This is a genomic window from Lysinibacillus sp. OF-1, assembly GCF_028356935.1.
Classification (GTDB): Bacteria; Bacillota; Bacilli; order Bacillales_A; family Planococcaceae; genus Lysinibacillus; species Lysinibacillus fusiformis_D.
This window is the reverse complement of sequence record NZ_CP102798.1, coordinates 2,571,790-2,591,470: the sequence shown is the minus strand read 5'-3', so window position 1 is coordinate 2,591,470 and position 19,681 is coordinate 2,571,790. Positions and strand designations below refer to the sequence as shown.

Here is a 19,681-nt window from a genome sequence, read left to right as displayed (position 1 = left end):
TGGCTTTGAACGGATAGAATTACTCAAAGTGAAGGATAGAACTCAATATGTGAAGGATAGAACAGGAAAACTAGTGGATAGAGCGCACCTTTTGCCTGATAGAATGGCTTTGAACGGATAGGATATCCAAACCGAAGGATAGAATTCAATATGTGAAGGATAAAACGGGAAAACTAGTGGATAGAGCGCACCTTTTGCCCGATAGAATGGCTTTGAACGGATAGGATACTCAAAGTGAAGGATAGAACTCAATATGTGAAGGATAGAACAGGAAAACTAGTGGATAGAGCGCACCTTTTGCCCGATAGAATGGCTTTGAACGGATAGAATACTCAAAGTGAAGGATAGAACTCAATATGTGAAGGATAGAACAGGAAAACTAGTGGATAGAGCGCACCTTTTACCCGAATAGAATCACTCTAAACAGATAGGGCCCCCGAACTCAATATTTTGTTTAAAATCTAATTGTAAAATAGTTGAATTTATTGAAAATTGTCCAGCTTCATTTTATAATCAAGATACGGTTCTATTATAGAGACAATCGAGGTGTGAAATGACATTAAAAACATTGGATAACTCATTAGAGGTTTTAAAATATTTTAATAAAGAAAATCCTACATGGGGTGTGCGTGAATTAGCAAAGGAGATGAATATTAGTCATTCTATTATTTATCGAATTTTAGTTACATTCGAGAGTCATGGATTTCTGATTCAAAATCCTGAGACAAAAAAATATGAATTAGGGCTTCGTTTTTTAGAGTATGGTCAGATGGTGAAAGATAAATTAAATCTTTCTGATTTTGTTTTGCCAATTATGAAAAATCTTGCAGAAACCATTAAAGAGTCGGTATTTCTAACTTGGCTAGATGGCAAAGATGGCGTCACCGTGGAAATAGCTGAAGGCTCTCAAACAATTAAGTTTTCGGTATCAATGGGCACACGAACACCACTACATATTGGGGCTTCTTGTAAAGTCATCATGGCCTATCTACCTGAGGATCGGAAGAAGGAGATTATGGAGCATGGTATGAAAAGATTAACCCCAGAAACGATTACTGACCCCGAAGAAATGATAGCCGATTTAGAAAAAATTCAACAACAAGGCTGGTGCTTCTCGACGGGGGAATATGCTCATTCTGTTTTTGGGCTTGGTGTACCTCTTTTTAACAGCAAAAAAGAAGTAATTGCTTCTTTAACGATTGCAGGACCTATTTATCGTAAACCAACAGAGGAAAAGTTACCTGAAATGGTGAATGTTCTTCAATATGGAGCGATGAATATTCAACGTTATTTCGATCAGTATAGCTTTAAGCTGTATCATGAATAAGCTTGAAACAAGGCTCAAGATAGTTAATATCTATCTTGGGCCTTTGCTCTGATTTCCTTCATGAACGATACAGCCGTGTCTATTTCTTCAAACGTATTAAAATAATGTGGGGAAAAACGAGCCATTTGACTAATCTGATTACGTTCCATAATGGTATTGGCCATAAATGTGCCAGCCTCAATAATGACCCCACGTTCTGCTAATTCATTCGTTAGCTCATCTGGAGAAATCCCTTCTATATTAAACGGCGTAATGGATAATCGATGTGCACTATTTTGTGGACCATATAACACAATACCTGGGATGGTTGAGAGCTGTTCTACTAAATAGTTTGTTAATTGTTGTACTCTTTCATAAATAGAGTGAATACCAATAGCGTTGGCATAGTCAATCGCTGCTCCCAATCCCAAAATACTTGGGATGATTGGACAGCCTGGCTCAAAACGTTTCGCTGTTTCTAAAAAAGAATACTCATCGTTTTGATAATCCCACTGGGTACTACCCCAGCCAATCATAATAGGTGTGAGTGCTGGGATAAGCGCTTGGCGCACATATAAAATACCTGAACCCTCAGGGCCGCGCAACCATTTTCGGCCACAGGCAACTAAAAAGTCACAGCCAAGCTCTGCAACATGTATCGGTGTTAAACCAACAGTTTGATTGGCATTAATCAATGTTAATACATGGTGTTGCTGTGCCAGCTGACAAATTTCCTTGGCGGGCTGGAGTGCACCAGCAGCATTGGACATATGGGCAAAGGCAATCAATCTTGTGTGTGGCGTGATGAGTTGCTCCAGCTCTTGTAAATCTACTAGATACTCCGCATTAGTTTTCAAAACTTTTAACTGAACACCTTGTTGCTGAAGGGCAAGCCAAGGCACATAGTTACTTAACATTTCTGTATCGAGCACAATGACCTCATCACCTTGTTCCCATTGCAAGCCCCCTGCTATATAATTAATAGCCATTGAACCGTTTGGCACAAAGGCAATTTCTTCTTTTTTGGCGCCGATAAATAATGCGCTTTTCTCTCGTATACGCTCTACCTGTGCATATATTTCTTGACGAAAAGAGGGTAAGTAGGGACCAATACTCGCTTGTTTTTGAAGATAGCTAGTCATTACATCCACTACTGGCTGGGGCATGGCAGAAGCAGCAGCCGTGTTTAAATAAATATAGTGCTCTAGTAGCGGCATATCTTTTTGTATTTTCATCATATTTAACATTGTGCGCACCAGCCTTATAAAATGATTAATTCTTTCGAATAGGTCATTAAATTCTTATAACCATTTTCTGTAACAATTAAATTATCCTCGATACGAACACCGCCGACATCCTGAACGTAGATACCTGGCTCCACTGTAAATGCCATACCAGGTTTTAATACTAGCTGATTATGCTGCATGATATAAGGTTCCTCATGTGCACTTAAACCAATACCATGGCCAAGTCGGTGTGTGAAATTGTCACCATAGCCTGCGGCGTGAATAATGCCTCTTGCTATAGCATCGATGTCATGTGCTGTCATGCCTGGTTTGATCGCTTCTATTGCCGTTTCATTGGCTTGTTTAACAATGCTGTAAATCGTTTTTAAAGTTGGAGAAATCTCCCCTAAAGCTACCGTTCTAGTCATATCTGCCACATAGCCCTTATAAATGGCCCCAAAGTCGATGACGATCAATTCGCCTGTCTCTATTTTTTTCATGCTTGCTCTGCCGTGGGGAAGCGCTCCTCGGTAACCTGATGCCACAATGGTTCCAAAAGGTGTTCCCTCTGAACCACGTCGTCTCATTTCATATTCTAATTGTGCAGCGACTTCCATTTCTGAAACACCAGCTCGTATCGTTGGCAATGTTGCTTCAAGACTTTCTTCTGCAATTTGTACAGCCTGTCGCATCAAGGCTATTTCATGATGCTCTTTTTTCATACGGAGTTCACGAATGGATTCACCGATGTCACATAAATTGTTATATGTAAGGTGTTCGATTGCTTTTTGTTCCTTTACGTGCATCGTGTCAAATTCCACACCAAGTGTTTGCGACGCTCCCAGCTCTTTTTTTAATTGCCAGATGGCCTGTGTCGGTCCCTCTTCATCTGAATAAGATACGATAGCATTCGCACACTCCGTATCAACTTTTGTTAGTTCTACTTGTGGTACTAGAAAATATAATTGATTGTTAGCCGTGATAGCCACTAACGTTAAGCGTTCACTTTGCTTTAACTGGAGACCTGTAAAATAAGACATATTCGACCCAGGTACAAGGATCGCCACATCAATTTGCTGTTGCTGCATATAGGAAACTAGTTTCTCTCTTCTATTTTGAAACATAGGGTCATTCCTCCTAAAATAAGTTATATTAATTGTTTCTATTATAGATACAGTGTATCTTAAAATTATATATTAATAATAATGAATTTTCAATAAATAAAGTGAATGTCAGCCTAATAGGTGGCTCTAATAGGAAGGGAATTTACAAATGAGGGAATAGTATGCTGTTAATTTAGTAAATACTAGTGTACGTCTTTTTTTCGTCCATTATGCATATAAGTAGACTAGATAAACTTTTTTCCAACTTAATACGTCAAAAAGAGGGGCAAAATTGTTAAGCAAGAAAGGACTAATGTATGGAAAAAAATATGAAACGCTCAAAAGAGAAAAAGAGCAAGAAAAAATTATGGCTGTGGATAGTCGGTAGCCTACTAGCAATATTTTTAATTTTTATAGGTGCTGCTTACTTTACCATCCAAAAAACTATGAATAAAATAAATACACCACTTATTCAAACAACGGATGCTGCACAACTCGAAGAAAAAACAGTGATCAAAAAAGAACCATTCTCGGTTCTCATGCTTGGGGTCGATGAACGAAAAGATGATAGCGGCCGTTCCGATACTATGATTGTGATTACTGTGAATCCTGAAAAACAGACAATGAAAATGCTTAGTATTCCCCGTGATACACGTACAGAAATTATTGGTCATGATACCATTGATAAAATTAATCATGCCTATGCCTTTGGTGGCGTTCCGATGGCTGTAGATACAGTGGAAAATTTTCTAAATATACCTATTGATTATTATGTGTTTATTAATATGGAGGGTTTTCTACAAATTATTGACACGCTTGGGGGCGTAACCATCAATAATGATATGGATTTAACTTTTGATGAATATCATTTCCCAGAGGGAGAAATTACGTTAGACGGTAATGAGGCACTGATTTTTTCACGTATTCGTTACGAAGATCCGCGCGGTGATTTTGGTCGCCAAATTCGTCAGCGCCAAATTATTGAAGCTGTAATGAAAAAAGCTTCTACACCATCTACGTTATTAAAAGCAACAGATATGCTGAATGTTCTAGGTGATAATGTGCGTATGAACTTTTCTGTCAAGGATCTTATTCAGCTGCAAGGTCTTTATAAAAAGATGGATGCAGATATTGAACAGTTGTCATTTGACGAGGGGGATGGTCAAAGGATTAACCATATTTGGTACTACATTCCGAATGAGACAGAGCTTGAAGAAATACAAACGGATTTAAAAAATCATTTACAAAAAAGTAAGTAAGTTAGCTACAACTTTGGGCCATGAAGGGAGGGAGATGAATGAATGGGAGGACCCAGGTGCTTAGGTATACAGCACTGAATCATTGCATGCAAAGCTATGTACCTAAACGTAAAGTGCGAAAAAATCCAGTCCAATCAGCGATAAGAGGCCTACAAGTATTGTGTTTAAAATTGTTTATGTAAGAGATAAAAAATCATTCAGGTAGGGCGCATGCCTAGTTGAATGATTTTTTTATGGCTTCATCAATCATTTTCCAATATTTCTTGAAATATCAGAAAATTAAGTGTATACTGACATTAGAAATGGTTAAAGGAGTGATTGTGATGATTATAGGCACAATTTTATTAGCATTTGCATTACCAGTGGGTATCGTATTAGCAGCAGATTTATTAAACGAGCAGCGTCACTCTACTACACTATCTAACCATTCATAATGACCAAACAACTAAAACGTTCATTTTTAGACAATGCTACCTTGTAGCCTTGTCTATTTTTTATGTTATTTCAGCAGGTATCACAGGTTCATTTTTACTCGTCAGCATGAAAAAATCTGGACGCAATTATACGAAAGCTTAGTCGATAAATTGGAAACTATTTATGTGATTCATTCGTCAATAGTATAGAGAAAATGTTATACTATATAAAAAAACAGTATCGGGGAATGAGCATGCAAGAGGAAAAAACATCTAATTTTAAAAAAGAAATACTATCCTACATTAAAATTATTGTCATTACAGCAGTTGTCGTTTTTGGCTGTAAGCAATTTTTATTTGCGCCGATCAAAGTGCAGGGAGCATCGATGTATCCGACGTATCATGATAAGGATATTATTATTGTAAGTAAAACAAGTAAAATCGAACGTTTCGATCAAATTGTTTTCCAATCACCTGTAGAGGATGAGTTATATATTAAACGTGTAATTGGTCTTCCAGGAGATAAAGTCGAAATGAAAGATGATGTATTGTATGTCAATGGCAAAGCGTACAAAGAAGATTATGTCAATCGCCAAACAGAGGATCCTAATCAATTACGCATTACGGAAAACTTTACGTTGGAACAATTAGTGAATGAACAAGAAGTGCCAAAGGGAATGTTTTTTGTGCTTGGTGACAATCGCCTAAAAAGTAGTGATAGTCGCCATTATGGTTTAATTTCCGAGGATGCAGTTTACGGTGAATCAAAATTAATACTATATCCATTTAGCCATTTTCATATTGGTTCAAAATGATGAAAAAGAGGTCACTCCCTTGAGTAGCCTCTTTTTAATTTTGGGGTAAATCTGTACAGCTTTTATACGTGGGATAATAGACACAAATTCTTGAGTTTTCAACGGTTTCTTTAATGGGCGACGGCCTACTTTTTGCTGGAGAATGGATTGCTGGTTCTTCAATCGTGAACTCTTCTACTACTAATTCTACGCCATAAAATAGTATTAAAAAATAGCAAACAAATCCTACTATGCGCAAACAATCACCTCTTAAAATAGTTATTGTATGTTAATATGTATGGTCAAATTCGTCGAAATATAAGCAGAAATTCAAAATTTTCTCTCGATTCCACGGTTTTATGATGGCGTTCATTCTATGAAAAAAATCTATTGTCAATGAAATTTTGATGTGCTACTATAGCTAAAGTAAATATTTGATCTGTATAACCTCAATAATATGGATTGAGGGTCTCTACCAGGAACCATAAAATCCTGACTACAAAACTTTGCTTCATTTTTGTAGTCAGGATTTTTTTATTATGTTTTAAAAGAATCTCCTATAAAAATGGAAGTGTAATGAAAGGGAGATTACGATGAATTGGAGAGTTTATATTCTTGCAGTGACAACCTTCGCAGTAGGGTTAGTTGAATTAATTGTTGGTGGAATCCTGCCAAATATTGCAGAGGATTTACATGTATCATTAGCAACAGCAGGACAATTAATCACAATTTTTGCACTGGTTTATGCGATTTCTGCGCCAGTCCTACTATCCTTGACAGCCAAGGTGGAACGGAAGCGCTTATTCCTTATTTCTTTATTTATTTTCACGTTAGGGAATCTAATGACCTTCTTTAGTACAACGTTCATCATTGTGCTAATTGCTCGTATTTTCACAGCGATGAGTACAGCGTTAGTCATCGTATTATCATTAACGATTACTACTAAAATCGTAGAGCCCCGCCACCGTGCCAAAGCATTAGGGCTTGTTTTTATGGGCGTAAGTTCCGCGCTTGTAATCGGTGTGCCAATGGGTATTTTTATTACAGAAGCGTTTGGCTGGCGTGCTGTATTTTTAGGTATTAGTATCCTGTCAACGATTTCAATGGTTTTAATTGCCTTATTGCTTGAAAAAATGCCAATCGGAGAAGTAGTGCCACTGAAGGCACAAATCAAATCATTGGCGAATTTGAAAATCCTAACAGCACAGTTAACTACGCTGTTTATGTTAGCGGGTCATTACATGCTCTACGCTTATTTAACACCATTCTTAGTAGAAGCATTTGATCTGAGTGCCTCATGGATTAGTATTTGCTACTTAATTTTCGGTATTGCCTCTGTTAGCGGGAACGCTATAGGAGGCTGGGTGAGTGATAAAATTGGCACAAGCAAGGCTATTATTTTAATCGTCTCTGCCTTTGCCATTGTGTTATTTACTATTCCTTATACAGTTATTGCCCTGCCACTGTTTTTAGTATTTACGGTTTTATGGGGGGCGTTGAGCTGGGCTTTGACACCACCATTACAAAATTATTTAATTCAGGCAGATCCTCAATCATCTGATATTCAGCAAAGCTTAAATACAGCTGCCCTGCAAATCGGGATCTCCATCGGATCAGCAGTAGGAGGCGCTATGTTTGCTTGGACAGGGTCCGTTATGCACTTAGCAAGCTTTGGTACGATTCTAGTTCTCGGTGCATTAGCTTGTGCCATCTTCTCTATTAAAAGAGCACCTCTTGGTCAGGAGCAGCACGTAGATTATTCATCAGCACATCATAACTCGTAATAGAACAACTGCCTGTAAGGTATTGGGAAAGCCGTCCCAATACCTTTTTTTGAATCTATTTTCGAATCGTTTCAAAAATTAAATTCTCTATGGTTTCTTAGCATACTCCAATTCTCTATGGAATAGATTGTTGTAGTTAATGAATTTACAGACTTGAGGAGTTTGAGATTTAAGTGTAAATACTACTTTTTAAAGGAAACCTTCAAATCTTGTAAATGGAAGGAGAACCCAATGACTGAATATCATCAACAATCATCTGCTGAAGTCATGAAAATATTGAACGTCACCACACAAGGCTTGACCGATGATGACGTCAAAAAAAGACAACAAATCTATGGCTATAATGTATTAGAGGAAGGGAAAAGAACAAGTACATGGGCTGTTTTCATGGGTCAATTTAAAGATTTATTGGTCATTATTTTACTCGTTGCGGCCTTCGTTTCCTTTCTACTAGGAGAAGTGGGAAGCACCATTGTGATTATGATCGTGGTCATTTTAAATGCTATTTTAGGCACGGTGCAGCATGTGAAGGCAGAGCAGTCACTAGATAATCTGAAAGCATTGACCTCTCCGATTGCCAAAGTCATGCGTAATCATCAACTAGTGGAGATTTCTTCTGAAGAAATTGTGGTAGGCGATCTTCTGATGTTGGAGGCAGGCGACTACATCAATGCGGATGGCAGGCTACTGGAAAGCCATAATTTACACATCAATGAAAGCTCGCTCACAGGCGAATCGATTGCTGTAGCAAAAAGTACGGACCCTATTCGGAAAAATAATGTAACGATTGCGGATAAGAAAAATATGGTGTATTCAGGAAGCTTTGTGACTAATGGACGTGGCATCGTGATGGTTACTGCGATCGGGATGCAGACCGAAATCGGAAAAATTGCGAATTTACTCGATACGGCCAAGGAGAAGAAAACACCATTACAAATTAGTCTTGATCAATTCGGTGAAAAATTAGCACTAGGCATTACCCTAATTTGTTTAGCTATTTTTACGATTGACCTTATTCGAGGAAGGGCCTTAGTGGAATCCTTTATGTTTGCTGTATCCCTTGCTGTTGCAGCGATCCCAGAGGCATTGAGCTCCATTGTGACCATTGTATTAGCTTTTGGCACCCAGAAAATGGCGAAGGAAAATGCGATCATCCGCAAGCTTTATGCTGTTGAAAGCTTAGGAAGTGTATCGGTTATTTGCTCTGATAAAACGGGTACCTTAACCGAAAATAAAATGGTCGTACAGGAAGTTTTCGTCGACCAGAAAAAGATTCCACACGATTGGCTGAATCCAACGAACCCAGTGGAAAAAGAGCTGATGGTAAAAGCGCTTCTATGTAGTGACGCTGTCGAGCGTGAGCAAAAAGAAATTGGTGACCCTACAGAAATTGCCCTCGTGAAATTAGGGAAACAATATGGTTTAGATGAATTGACAGTTCGCGAGCAATATCCTCGACTGGCTGAAATTCCATTTGATTCAGCGAGAAAGCTCATGAGTACTGTTAATCAGATGGACAAGCAACCTATCATGATTACTAAAGGGGCTTTAGATGTACTTTTACCAAAAGTGACACGAATCAAAACAACAACTGGTATTTTTGAGATGACTGCGCAGCATCGCCAGAAAATTGAAGCAGTGAATCGTGATTTTTCTATGAATGGTTTAAGGGTGTTAGCTATTGCTTATAAGGAGGTATTGCCTCTACAAAAAGTCGATACAAGAGCTGAACGAGATTTAATCTTTGTTGGCTTAGTAGCGATGATGGACCCTCCAAGAAAAGAGTCGAAAGAGGCTGTGGAAAGCTGTATAAAAGCAGGTATTAAGCCCGTCATGATTACAGGGGACCATAAAATTACAGCAACAGCTATCGCTCAACAAATTGGTATTTTACAAAATCCAGCAGAAGCTATAGAAGGACATGCACTCGAAGGTTTAACCGATCAAGAGCTACAAGAAAAAATACATGATTATTCTGTGTATGCTCGTGTTACACCAGCACAAAAAATTCGAATTGTCAAAGCCTGGCAGGATAAAGGGCATGTTGTCGCCATGACAGGGGATGGTGTCAATGATGGGCCAGCCCTGAAACAAGCCGATATTGGTGTAGCAATGGGCGTGACAGGCACAGAGGTTGCGAAAGATGCCTCGTCCATGATTTTAACTGATGATAATTTTTCGACGATTGTCAAGGCAATTGCCAATGGTCGTAGCATCTATACGAATATTAAAAATGCGATTCTGTTTTTATTATCAGGAAATGCGGGTGCTATTTTTGTCGTGTTATATGCCACTGTTTTAGGCTTACCTGTTCCTTTTGCACCTGTGCATCTATTATTCATTAACCTATTGACAGATAGTCTACCAGCAATCGCAATCGGTTTAGAGCCAAATAATAAGAAAACAATGAAGGACAAGCCTAGAAATATCCATACTCCTTTATTAAATAAAGCCTTTACAACACAAGTAGTGCTTGAAGGTATATTAATCGCCATTTCCACCATTATTGCGTTTCAAATCGGTTTATCGACAGGTGATACGTTAACAGCCAGCACAATGGCCTTTACCACATTATGCCTATCAAGATTAGTGCATGGCTTTAACTCCAGATCCAAACAATCAATCTTTGCTATTGGCGTATTTTCGAATAAATATACTTGGCTTGCCTTTATCATCGGTGTATTTAGCTTACACATTGTCTTGTTTATGCCAATGCTCACAACAGTTTTTGAGGTAGCTCCATTAACGACAGCTCAGCTAGGCTTTATTTATAGCTTATCGGTATTACCATTCCTAGTGAACCAATGGTATAAGCTACTGTTCGTGAGAAATCGATAGTAGGTCAAAAAAGAAGCTTCCGTTAGATAAAACGGATGCTTCTTTTTAGCTTTGAGGTGCTACTATCCAACCTTTACGCTTACTGAGGTCAATCAATTTTGCCCCTAATAGTGCATAACGCATATGAAGTTCACCATATTTAGTTAAGTGGAGCTTTTTTACTGACAAATCCAGTGCTTGGCTTACAGCAATTAAAGATGAGGCAATATTCATGGATAAAATAGCACTAATTTCGCCATCATTAATAGCCGATTTTCCACGAAGATCCGTTAGTTTCATCTTACTGTACTCGATTGCTGTAGTGGGTGCCAACATGCCATTTTCCTTTAATAATAATGTCAACTGCTTATTTTCCTCTTTTAAACATTGAATAAACTCCAAGATCATGATTTTTAAATGTTTATCACGTGTATGCTTAAAAAAGGCATGGCTTGAAGCAATATAGCTTTGATTGACACCAAGCTGTGACCAAAGCTTGAAAATTTCCTTAAATTGTAACGATGCTAGATTGTCCTTTATCATTATGGCACTTCCTAACTCTTAGTTTATCTAAGATTAGGATGGACAGGAAATGACATTCTATTCATCTTTTACAATAAAAGTTTACTAACGAGCCTTTAATAATAGGTGCCATAAGGAGACATGTGAGGATTAGGGTAGCGATATGGATAAGGGTATGGACATGGCTTCATGTAGTGCTGCGGCATTGTTTGTTTTGACGGAGTTTGATCGGTTGCTGACTGGACACGATGACAGCCTTTTGGTGGTCCGATATAAGTGGATGGAACAATCGGTGCAATTGTTTTCTTCCATTGTTCTTCATCTAAACAATACGTATGCGCCATAATATTTGCTGGTGTAAATTTCAAGATATCGGAACCTAAAATGACCTCTGGCGTTGGTGCATCAAAAATCGCAAGTAAATGAGTATTATCTTCTGTTGCTATTTCATAATGCCACCAGCCCTGCGGTATATTGGCAACTTGCCCAGGTCTAATGGGATAGTTTTGTATTTTCTTTGTAAAGGGATTCAAGATGGAAACCGTCGCTGCCCCAGCGATACAATAGACGAGCTCAGCGGCATTTTGATGGTAGTGTGGCTCAACGATATTTTCTTTACTCAAAAAAATATCGAGTAAAGATGTATTTTCTACTGTATTTAATTGTTCCACACTAAGAATATTAATGTAATTTTGTGAATCCTTTTTAAAAAGCGTACTTTTATTAACATCAAAAGTGAATTCTGTAGAGGGAGAGGTATAGTCGATATTTGAGCTAATACTTACATCCTTTCTCATGAAAGTGGGATATTCATCATCATAGATTATGTTTCAACAGCATATAGGCTTACACAGATGCCTAGAGAGCAGCTACGGAACGTATCTTTTTAAAAATTAGCTAAAATTACCACCTCTAATTAAGAATGTATGTACGTGTAAAGAAAAGTAGATATTTGTTCTTTTTATATAAAGTATTGTAAATGTGTAAAAGGCATATGCAGAGCTGTAAAGGGGCGTTCAACAGGAAAGAATCGGTAGCGTCACCAAATCGTCCATATGATGTAGATAGAGAAATCAGGTGCCATTACAAAAAGGTGTGTAAAAATCATCAACATAACAGGTGAATCTTTTACTTTACAAGGCAAGAGGGGTGTACGTTTCCTATAAACAATATTTTAGCCATGCTGCCCATTTTACAGCGAGAGTCTAAGGTCATAAAAGATATTTTTTATATTGATGTGGAATGTTTTTATATGGAGTAGTTATAGTATTCTATGGATATTATAACTGCTCTTTTTTTACCTATACACCTCTTCTATGATTCACCTATCCAATCATGAAATTTACACTGCTCTTATAGGGCATAGAAGGAATCTAGATAAACAAAATACCGTTCTTATTACTGTAAAACTGATGCACTTGATCCACAATCTATTAGCAGGCGGCCTTTTTAAAACAGTCGCTGGCTATTTTAATTTCCTAGATTACATATAAACCGACCCTTCCAATCCCTCCTTTTACAGCCCTCCTAATTTTCTATAAGCAACTACATCACTGACTGTATCTGCCACTGATGCCTTGATGGGGTTAATTGGAAATATTATGAATTACTGTGAGTTATTTATGGTTTGAAAGTTCTGTTTTTTATACAATTACTAGGAAAATAGATTTAATCTATTTTTCATAAATTGATACAAATTATCAATATTTCAGAATATTTAAATATTCCGATTCTCGAATTAGTTCCATTGTGATAAATTGGAAATATCACACTAAACTGAAAAGTGTGACAATTAAAGGAAGAGGAGGAAATGAGATTTGAAAAATTTTAAGTTTATGAAGTTTTTAAGTAGTATTCTAGTTTTCGTTATGGTGCTTTCTCTATTAGTTCCATTGTCGAGTGCTAGTGCTGAAGAATCGAAACCATTCAAGCAAGATAGTCAAAGTGAAAGTATAATTCAACTAAAGGCGGCTATTGCTGAACAGCTAAGCTTGTCTAAAGATGGTCCAACCCTCCATGAAAGCTTAGAAAATGTATCAGGCAATCAAAAGGTTGCAGTCATCGTTCATTTATCCGAAAAGCCTGTTGCATTAGAGCAAGGAATAAGTGAAGTCAAAGGCCGAAAATTCTCTAATGCCCAAGCAAAAGAAGTTCGTTCCAATGTAAAAGTACAACAAGCAGAAGTTAAAAAAGAGTTAGCTATTAAAAATGTGGAGATGACTCAAGGTTACACATTTGATACTGTTTTAAACGGTTTTGCAGCAACTGTGAAGGCAAAGGATCTCCCAAAACTGCTTACAGTTGATGGAATTACATTAATTGAACCTGATGCAATTGTTTACGCATCAGAAGATAATACGATGAAATCATCGGAACTTATGAAGAAAGATTCAGTAGAAGCTCAAATGAATACAAGTAATTCTTTCCTTGGTATCGAACAGCTTTGGAAGGAAGGAATTGAAGGACAAGGAATAAAAGTAGCAGTATTAGATACTGGTATTGATGCAGATCACCCGGAGTTTGCTGGAATTTATAAAGGCGGAAAAAACTTTATTCCAAATTCTTCTACTTACACGAAGCCTCGAGCAGATAACGATGCATCGGAAACATTACCTTCAGAGCGTCCAGTCGGGACACCTGAATTTAATGAAAAAGGAAGCTCGTTCTATACTTCTCATGGTACACATGTTGCTGGAACAATTGCAGCAATCGGCGCTAACGAATTTGGTATTAAAGGAATTGCGCCAAAAGTAGACCTTTATGCTTACCGTGTTCTTGGAGCATACGGAAGTGGAGCTACATCTGGTATTGTTAAAGCAATTGAAACTGCTGTAAAAGAAAAAATGGACGTTATCAACCTTTCACTTGGCGGGGGAGCCAATTCTGAAACGGATGCTGGTTCTTTTGCTATTAATAATGCAATGATGGCTGGAACAATCGGAGTAGTTGCAACAGGAAACTCTGGTCCAAATCGCGGAACAATGGGTACTCCTGCAACAGCTCGTTTAGGCATTGCTGTTGGTAACACAACAAATCCTGAAACAATGTATAACGGGGAAGTGAATGTTACAGTTGGCAATTACAACTTAACAAAACAGCTTCCATTAATGGGAACGACTTTTGGGAAAGATGTAGCAAAACAGCTTCAAGGAGAATTTGACCTAGTTGCTGTTCCTGGAAACGGAGAAGTAAAAGACTTTGAAGGAATTGATGTAGAAGGGAAAGTGGCATTGATTTCCCGTGGCGGTATCGCATTTGTTGATAAAATTGCGAATGCAAAGGCAAATGGAGCTGTCGCAACAATAATTCATAACTTTGCTGGCGGAACAAATGCACCGGACATTTCAGGCACATTCCTTGGTGATTCATTTGAATTTCTGCCAACATTCGACATGTCTCAAACGGATGGTAATGCAATTCGCGCTGCATTAGCAGGCGGAACTGGAAAAGTAAGTTTTAGTAAATTCGCTTCCACAAAGACACTTGGGGATGAGGTAAACTCTTCCAGTTCGCGCGGACCATCTACACCAAACTTTGATATTAAACCAGATGTAAGTGCACCTGGAACAAATATTATGTCAACGATTCCAATGTATAAAAAAGATTTCCCTGATGCAGATTATGGGGAAGCTTATGGTCGTAAAACAGGAACATCTATGGCAACACCGCATATTGCAGGTATTGTTGCATTAGTTAAACAAGCAAATCCTAGTTGGAACGCGTTCGATGTAAAAGTGGCGCTTTCTAATACAGCACAGGTTTTAGATACAACAAAATACGATGTGTTTTCTCAGGGTGCAGGGCGTGTAAATGCTTATGCAGCGGCTCATCCAGAAATTCTTGCCTATGCACTTGATAGCGCAATTTTGGATGGTACGGGTGCAGTTACAGAAAACTTGAAAGGGACAGTTACTTTCGGTCCACAATCATTGAAAGATCAGGATATTTCTGTAACGAAACAAGTTTTAGTAAAAGATATTAAAGGGAACGGCGGCAATTATAACGTATCGATTGATGTGACAAAAACATTTGGTGATGCAACTGTTACAGTAGATCAGCCGACATTTAATCTAGTTGGTGAGCAAGTGTTAAATATTACATTAACTGCTTCACAAGCTACGGCACCAAATGGCTCTGAAATATTAGGGTATATTTATATCAATGGAGGATCTACAGAAATTTCATTACCATTTGCAGCTGACTTAGGTGGCGAGGCAGTAACGGAAATTAAAGATTATAAGATTACAGAAACAGACCTATCCTTTAACGGCGATGGAGTGAAAGATTCAGCTGTACTTTCATTCACATTAACTGGAGACGTAACAACTAACTATATCGAGCTTTGGGATATTATGAATCCTGAAGGTGGAGAATACGAAGACGGCTACATTGGTTATCTACATGCAGGTACTGCGCTAGGAAAAGGCTCTTATACGCTAAATGTTGGTGGGCAGTACAAACCATGGGGATCAGAACCTGCCACAACGATTCCAGATGGCCTGTATACAATTGACTTCACTGGTCTTGCAGCATCAGGAGCAGTTTCCGATTATGTTGGGCCAATTGTTGTGAAAACAACTAAACCAGAAATTACAGGTTCAGTAGCTAATGGTGTCGCTACAGGACAGGTAACAGATAAGTATATCGACTACAATGAAGAGTTAGATTTATATGATTTAAATTATAATTTAAATGATAAATTAAAAGCTTCCTATATTTCGACGATAAATGGTGAAGTACAAGCACCAGTTCCTTTTGAATTAAATCAAGACGGTAGCTTTACATTCCCAGTAACAGCAGAAACTAATGCTGTATCAGTAAAAATTACTGACGCTGCCGGAAATGTTGGTGAAGCAAAGATATATGAAAATGAAGTAGTAACAGCACTTTCTGTAAATCCAACTGAGCTAGACCTAAAAGCTGGAGAAACTGCACAACTGACGGTAACAGAAACGTCAACGCCTGCAAAAGGTGATGCAACAGAGGAAGATGTAACTACAAAAGCTACTTATGTGGTTGGAGATGAAAACATTGCAACAGTAGCAAATGGATTAGTCACTGCAGTAGGTGAGGGCACGACTACTATTACTATTTCATATGGTGATAATAAAGTTACTGTAAATGTTACAGTTAAAGCACCTGTTGTAGAAGTAGTAACACTAGAAATTGACCAATCTCAGGTTGAAACTAGTATAGGTAAGGAAGTTGCCGTGAAGATTACTGAAGTAACTACTTTTGATGGGAAAACAACAGAAAAAGATGTTACAAAGCTTGCAACCTATGAAGTAGCGAATGATAAAATAGCTACTGTAAAAGCAGGGGTGGTAAAAGGAAAAGGTCAAGGTAATACGACGATTACGGTAACGTATGGTGAGCATACACTAACATTTGGTGTGTTTGTAAAGCAAGGTGATGACAACGGAAACGGTAATGGAAACGGTAATGGAAACGGTAATGGAAACGGAAACGGAAATGGAAACGGAAACGGAAACGGAAACGGAAACGGAAACGGAAATGGAAACGGAAACGGAAATGGAAACGGAAATGGAAACGGAAACGGAAATGGAAATGGAAATGGAAACGGAAACGGAAACGGAAACGGAAATGGAAATGGAAATGGAAATGGAAATGGAAACGGAAACGGAAATGGAAACGGAAACGGAAATGGCAATCATATAATAATGAAGTCACCGTGGATGATTTATAGTTAATTTCAGTTCAAGTAAAAAGAGAAATTGCACCTCGCAATTTCTCTTTTTACTATTTATAAAGAAGTTCCTTTAAAAAAATTATCTCCTACTAAACTAACTGTGACATATTCTTTCGAATTTTCTTGCCATATTTGATATAAATCAGTTCCTCTTTATTTCTCCCATTCATAGTTCACTTCTTGATCAAGATTTTTTTACCTATTCCCTAATCACAGATGATACAACATTTCCAAAAAGGGCTCACTGGCACTGATAGAATATCAATGCTAAATGGCTGCTTAGTTTTTTACAACTTTCTACTTGACAGGGATAAATTTGAGTACTTGGTCTTTTTCCAAAAATTGAACATTGCCAAGATAAGAACATTCGTTCTATTATGTATACAAACAAATGTTCTTACGTAATATAGGTAAAAGGGAAAATCATTGTGCTAATAATAAATAACAATCATTTCAAAAAATTACGAGAGGCAATGGGAGGAAACTAAGATGAGAGAACAACTGATTAAAGCTATGCAGCATAAACAATTAGTGAATATGATGTATATAGCAAAAGATGGCTCCATAACAAAAAGGCGTGTAAAAGTCATTAAAATTGTTGGTGATTCATTCCAGGCGTTTTGTTTTACAAGACATGCAAAACGTACTTTTTTGATTAGGAATGTTCTAGCTGTTATTCCTTTTGTTAGTAAGGGACGTGAAGTTATATGAATTATGAGGGTATGCCCAATAGACCAATTATGTGTATCGATATGAGATGCTTTTATGCCAGTATCGTGGCGATGTTACATGGGCTAGATGTTTTAAAAACGCCAGTTGCCGTAGTAGCAAATTTTGACCAACCAGGTAGCGTAGTGCTTGCGGCATCACCATTGATGAAAGAGAAATTTAAAATCAAAACTGGAAGTAGACGTTATGAGATACCAAAACATCCTGACATTAGATTGTTTGAGCCTAAAATGAGTTTCTTTATTCAAATGTCGATGACGATTACTAAATTAATCTCTAATTATGTACCAGTTGATGCGATACATGTGTATAGTGTGGACGAAAGTTTTGTTGATTTAACTGGCACTGAAAAGCTTTGGGGTTCACCTGAGGAAACGGCTAAGGAAATACAAAGAGCTATTCTTGACCAATTTAATATACCTAGTGCAGTAGGTATGGGACCAAATATGTTAATAGCCAAATTAGCTTTAGACCTTGAAGCAAAGAAAACAGGTTTCGCTAAATGGACATATGAAGATATTCCAAAAAAATTATGGCCAGTTCAACCCCTTTCTGAAATGTGGGGGATCGGTAAACAGATGGAAGCAAATCTAAATGCTATGGGGATACAAACAGTCGGTGGTTTGGCTAATACAGATTTAAAAGAATTAGAAAAGCGCTTTGGTGTAATGGGCAATCAACTCTATTACCATGCATGGGGAATAGATCTATCCAAATTAGGGGAGCCGTTAATAACAAACGGAGCGTTAAGTTTTGGGAAGGGCCAAATGTTGATGAGGGATTACCATACACGTAAAGAAATCTCTGTAGTACTTCTTGAAATGTGTGAGGACGTAATGAAGCGAACGCGGGATGCAGGTTATGTTGGTCGTACAATTAGTATTGGTCTTTCTTATAGTCGAAACGCTATGACCAAAGGATTCCATCGATCTAAAACAATTGCAGTACCGACAAGCGAAACACTTGTGATGTATAAAACTTGTATTGAATTACTGGATAAATATTTTACAGGTGAACCAACTCGGCAAATAGCTGTCCGAATCTCCAACCTGGAAAGAGAGCATAGTATCCAATTAGATTTATTCGATGATCGTAAGCCACAGCGTCAAATAATCGGTCCTACAATGGATGCAATACGCAACAGGTTTGGAGCTACTTCAATATTAAGAGCAGTTTCTTTCACAAAAGCTGGGACGGCTATTAAGCGCGATCGCTTAGTTGGTGGTCATTTGGCATAGGAGTGATTTATTAATGATACAAGACAGAGGTCATATTAAATGGGCGTCGATGATGTTGCCGGAGCATTTAGAGCTTCTTAGAGAGTATAAACAAGAGCATCCAGAACAGCCAAGAGAATTGACTGAGTGGGAACTGGAAGAACTACAAAAAGCAATTGATCAAGCTTTTAATCAGCAATTGCACATAAAATTAGAAGTGTGGGAGGACTACAAAATCACACAATGGACTGGAATAATTAAATCGATTAATACTAATGAACTCATACTTGAAACACTACTTATAACGAAACGTATTCCAATTCAAAGTATTCAATCAGCTCAACTGGATGCTGATTATTATGATTAAAGCCAACGAAAGACAGTTACTGCATAAATATCTTTTGTTAGAGCTAGCAGTTAAATCATTACAGGTTGACTACTGTAGATTGGAGCAGTTTAAAATGAAAACGGTATTTCTTCCAATGATGGATTCATTGCTAAAGGATCTAAGACAGGAATATTTTCACCTCAAAGGAGAACTTGCACAAAAACGTATACGAGTAGTAGGCTGGCAACTAGTAGATGAATACTTTAGTGACGTACAAGTTGCCACTGCAGGTAATGATGTAGTACTTCGTTATGCAAATCAAGCTCTGAAATCACAGGTGGAAAAATTGTTGATGCATCATATACATGTAGCTTTAAAATAAAGATTGATTAAAGAAAATTTTTCCTTCATTTATCAGCAAACGTAAAAACACTCCATTTTGAAAAAATATTGATCAAAATGGAGTTAAGTAT

Annotated in this window: 16 protein-coding genes and 1 riboswitch; of the genes, 11 read left to right on the top strand and 5 right to left on the bottom strand. The window is 37.7% G+C overall.

Translation table 11 applies throughout. The annotated features are described in order from the left end of the window. Positions 1-553: 553 nt before the first annotated feature. Positions 554-1,327 (top strand): IclR family transcriptional regulator, encoded by a 774-nt coding sequence (locus NV349_RS12670; protein WP_271910113.1) that lies wholly within the window; start codon positions 554-556, stop codon positions 1,325-1,327. Between the two features lie 23 nt (positions 1,328-1,350). On the opposite strand, the gene NV349_RS12665 is transcribed toward NV349_RS12670, so the two are convergent. Beyond that, complete coding sequence (locus NV349_RS12665; protein ID WP_271910112.1) at positions 1,351-2,553, bottom strand: aminotransferase class V-fold PLP-dependent enzyme; 1,203 nt, start codon at positions 2,551-2,553, stop codon at positions 1,351-1,353. Positions 2,554-2,567: 14 nt separating this feature from the next. Then, a complete protein-coding gene (locus NV349_RS12660; RefSeq protein ID WP_271910111.1) occupies positions 2,568-3,656 on the bottom strand; it encodes a M24 family metallopeptidase in 1,089 nt (362 codons plus the stop codon). Positions 3,657-3,952: 296 nt separating this feature from the next. On the opposite strand from NV349_RS12660, the gene NV349_RS12655 reads away from it, so the two are divergent. The 3 genes from NV349_RS12655 (at position 3,953) to lepB (ending at position 6,122) form a co-directional block, all read left to right on the top strand. After that, positions 3,953-4,894 (top strand): LCP family glycopolymer transferase, encoded by a 942-nt coding sequence (locus NV349_RS12655; RefSeq protein ID WP_271910110.1) that lies wholly within the window; start codon positions 3,953-3,955, stop codon positions 4,892-4,894. Between the two features lie 323 nt (positions 4,895-5,217). Beyond that, the gene (locus NV349_RS12650) at positions 5,218-5,328 is read left to right on the top strand and encodes a hypothetical protein (RefSeq protein ID WP_036129103.1); all 111 of its coding nucleotides are present in this window, start codon (positions 5,218-5,220) and stop codon (positions 5,326-5,328) included. Between the two features lie 233 nt (positions 5,329-5,561). Continuing rightward, positions 5,562-6,122, top strand: a complete 561-nt coding sequence (gene lepB / locus NV349_RS12645) for a signal peptidase I (RefSeq protein ID WP_036129105.1) — start codon at positions 5,562-5,564, stop codon at positions 6,120-6,122. 34 nt (positions 6,123-6,156) lie between these two features. On the opposite strand, the gene NV349_RS12640 is transcribed toward lepB, so the two are convergent. After that, a complete protein-coding gene (locus NV349_RS12640) occupies positions 6,157-6,360 on the bottom strand; it encodes a hypothetical protein (protein WP_036129108.1) in 204 nt (67 codons plus the stop codon). A 160-nt stretch (positions 6,361-6,520) separates the two neighbouring features. Continuing rightward, positions 6,521-6,620, top strand: a riboswitch (purine riboswitch). 74 nt (positions 6,621-6,694) lie between these two features. Between NV349_RS12640 and NV349_RS12635 the strand changes: the two genes are divergently transcribed. Both NV349_RS12635 and NV349_RS12630 read left to right on the top strand, forming a co-directional pair. Continuing rightward, the gene (locus tag NV349_RS12635; protein ID WP_271910109.1) at positions 6,695-7,885 is read left to right on the top strand and encodes an MFS transporter; all 1,191 of its coding nucleotides are present in this window, start codon (positions 6,695-6,697) and stop codon (positions 7,883-7,885) included. A gap of 231 nt (positions 7,886-8,116) precedes the next feature. Continuing rightward, complete coding sequence (locus NV349_RS12630) at positions 8,117-10,723, top strand: cation-translocating P-type ATPase (RefSeq protein ID WP_058844180.1); 2,607 nt, start codon at positions 8,117-8,119, stop codon at positions 10,721-10,723. Positions 10,724-10,768: 45 nt separating this feature from the next. Here NV349_RS12630 and NV349_RS12625 read toward each other — a convergent pair whose 3' ends face one another. Then, on the bottom strand, positions 10,769-11,245 hold the full coding sequence (locus NV349_RS12625; protein ID WP_058844181.1) for a DUF3231 family protein: 477 nt from the start codon (positions 11,243-11,245) through the stop codon (positions 10,769-10,771). A gap of 95 nt (positions 11,246-11,340) precedes the next feature. Continuing rightward, complete coding sequence (locus NV349_RS12620) at positions 11,341-12,003, bottom strand: cupin domain-containing protein (protein WP_271913582.1); 663 nt, start codon at positions 12,001-12,003, stop codon at positions 11,341-11,343. Positions 12,004-13,041: 1,038 nt separating this feature from the next. Between NV349_RS12620 and NV349_RS12615 the strand changes: the two genes are divergently transcribed. The 5 genes from NV349_RS12615 to NV349_RS12595 all read left to right on the top strand — a co-directional run bounded on the left by NV349_RS12615 (position 13,042) and on the right by NV349_RS12595 (position 19,590). Further along, positions 13,042-16,935 (top strand): S8 family serine peptidase, encoded by a 3,894-nt coding sequence (locus NV349_RS12615; protein WP_271910108.1) that lies wholly within the window; start codon positions 13,042-13,044, stop codon positions 16,933-16,935. Between the two features lie 488 nt (positions 16,936-17,423). Then, on the top strand, positions 17,424-17,645 hold the full coding sequence (locus tag NV349_RS12610; protein ID WP_036129126.1) for a transcriptional regulator: 222 nt from the start codon (positions 17,424-17,426) through the stop codon (positions 17,643-17,645). Beyond that, positions 17,642-18,901 (top strand): Y-family DNA polymerase, encoded by a 1,260-nt coding sequence (locus tag NV349_RS12605; RefSeq protein ID WP_036129128.1) that lies wholly within the window; start codon positions 17,642-17,644, stop codon positions 18,899-18,901. Before NV349_RS12610 ends, NV349_RS12605 begins: the two co-directional genes overlap by 4 nt. Before the next feature lie 13 nt (positions 18,902-18,914). Then, positions 18,915-19,247 carry a YolD-like family protein gene (locus tag NV349_RS12600; RefSeq protein ID WP_058843639.1) on the top strand — a complete coding sequence of 111 codons (333 nt, stop codon included), beginning with the start codon at positions 18,915-18,917 and terminating at the stop codon, positions 19,245-19,247. Continuing rightward, complete coding sequence (locus NV349_RS12595; RefSeq protein WP_036116956.1) at positions 19,240-19,590, top strand: YhjD family protein; 351 nt, start codon at positions 19,240-19,242, stop codon at positions 19,588-19,590. The genes NV349_RS12600 and NV349_RS12595 overlap by 8 nt, the downstream gene beginning before the upstream one ends. Positions 19,591-19,681: the final 91 nt, after the last annotated feature.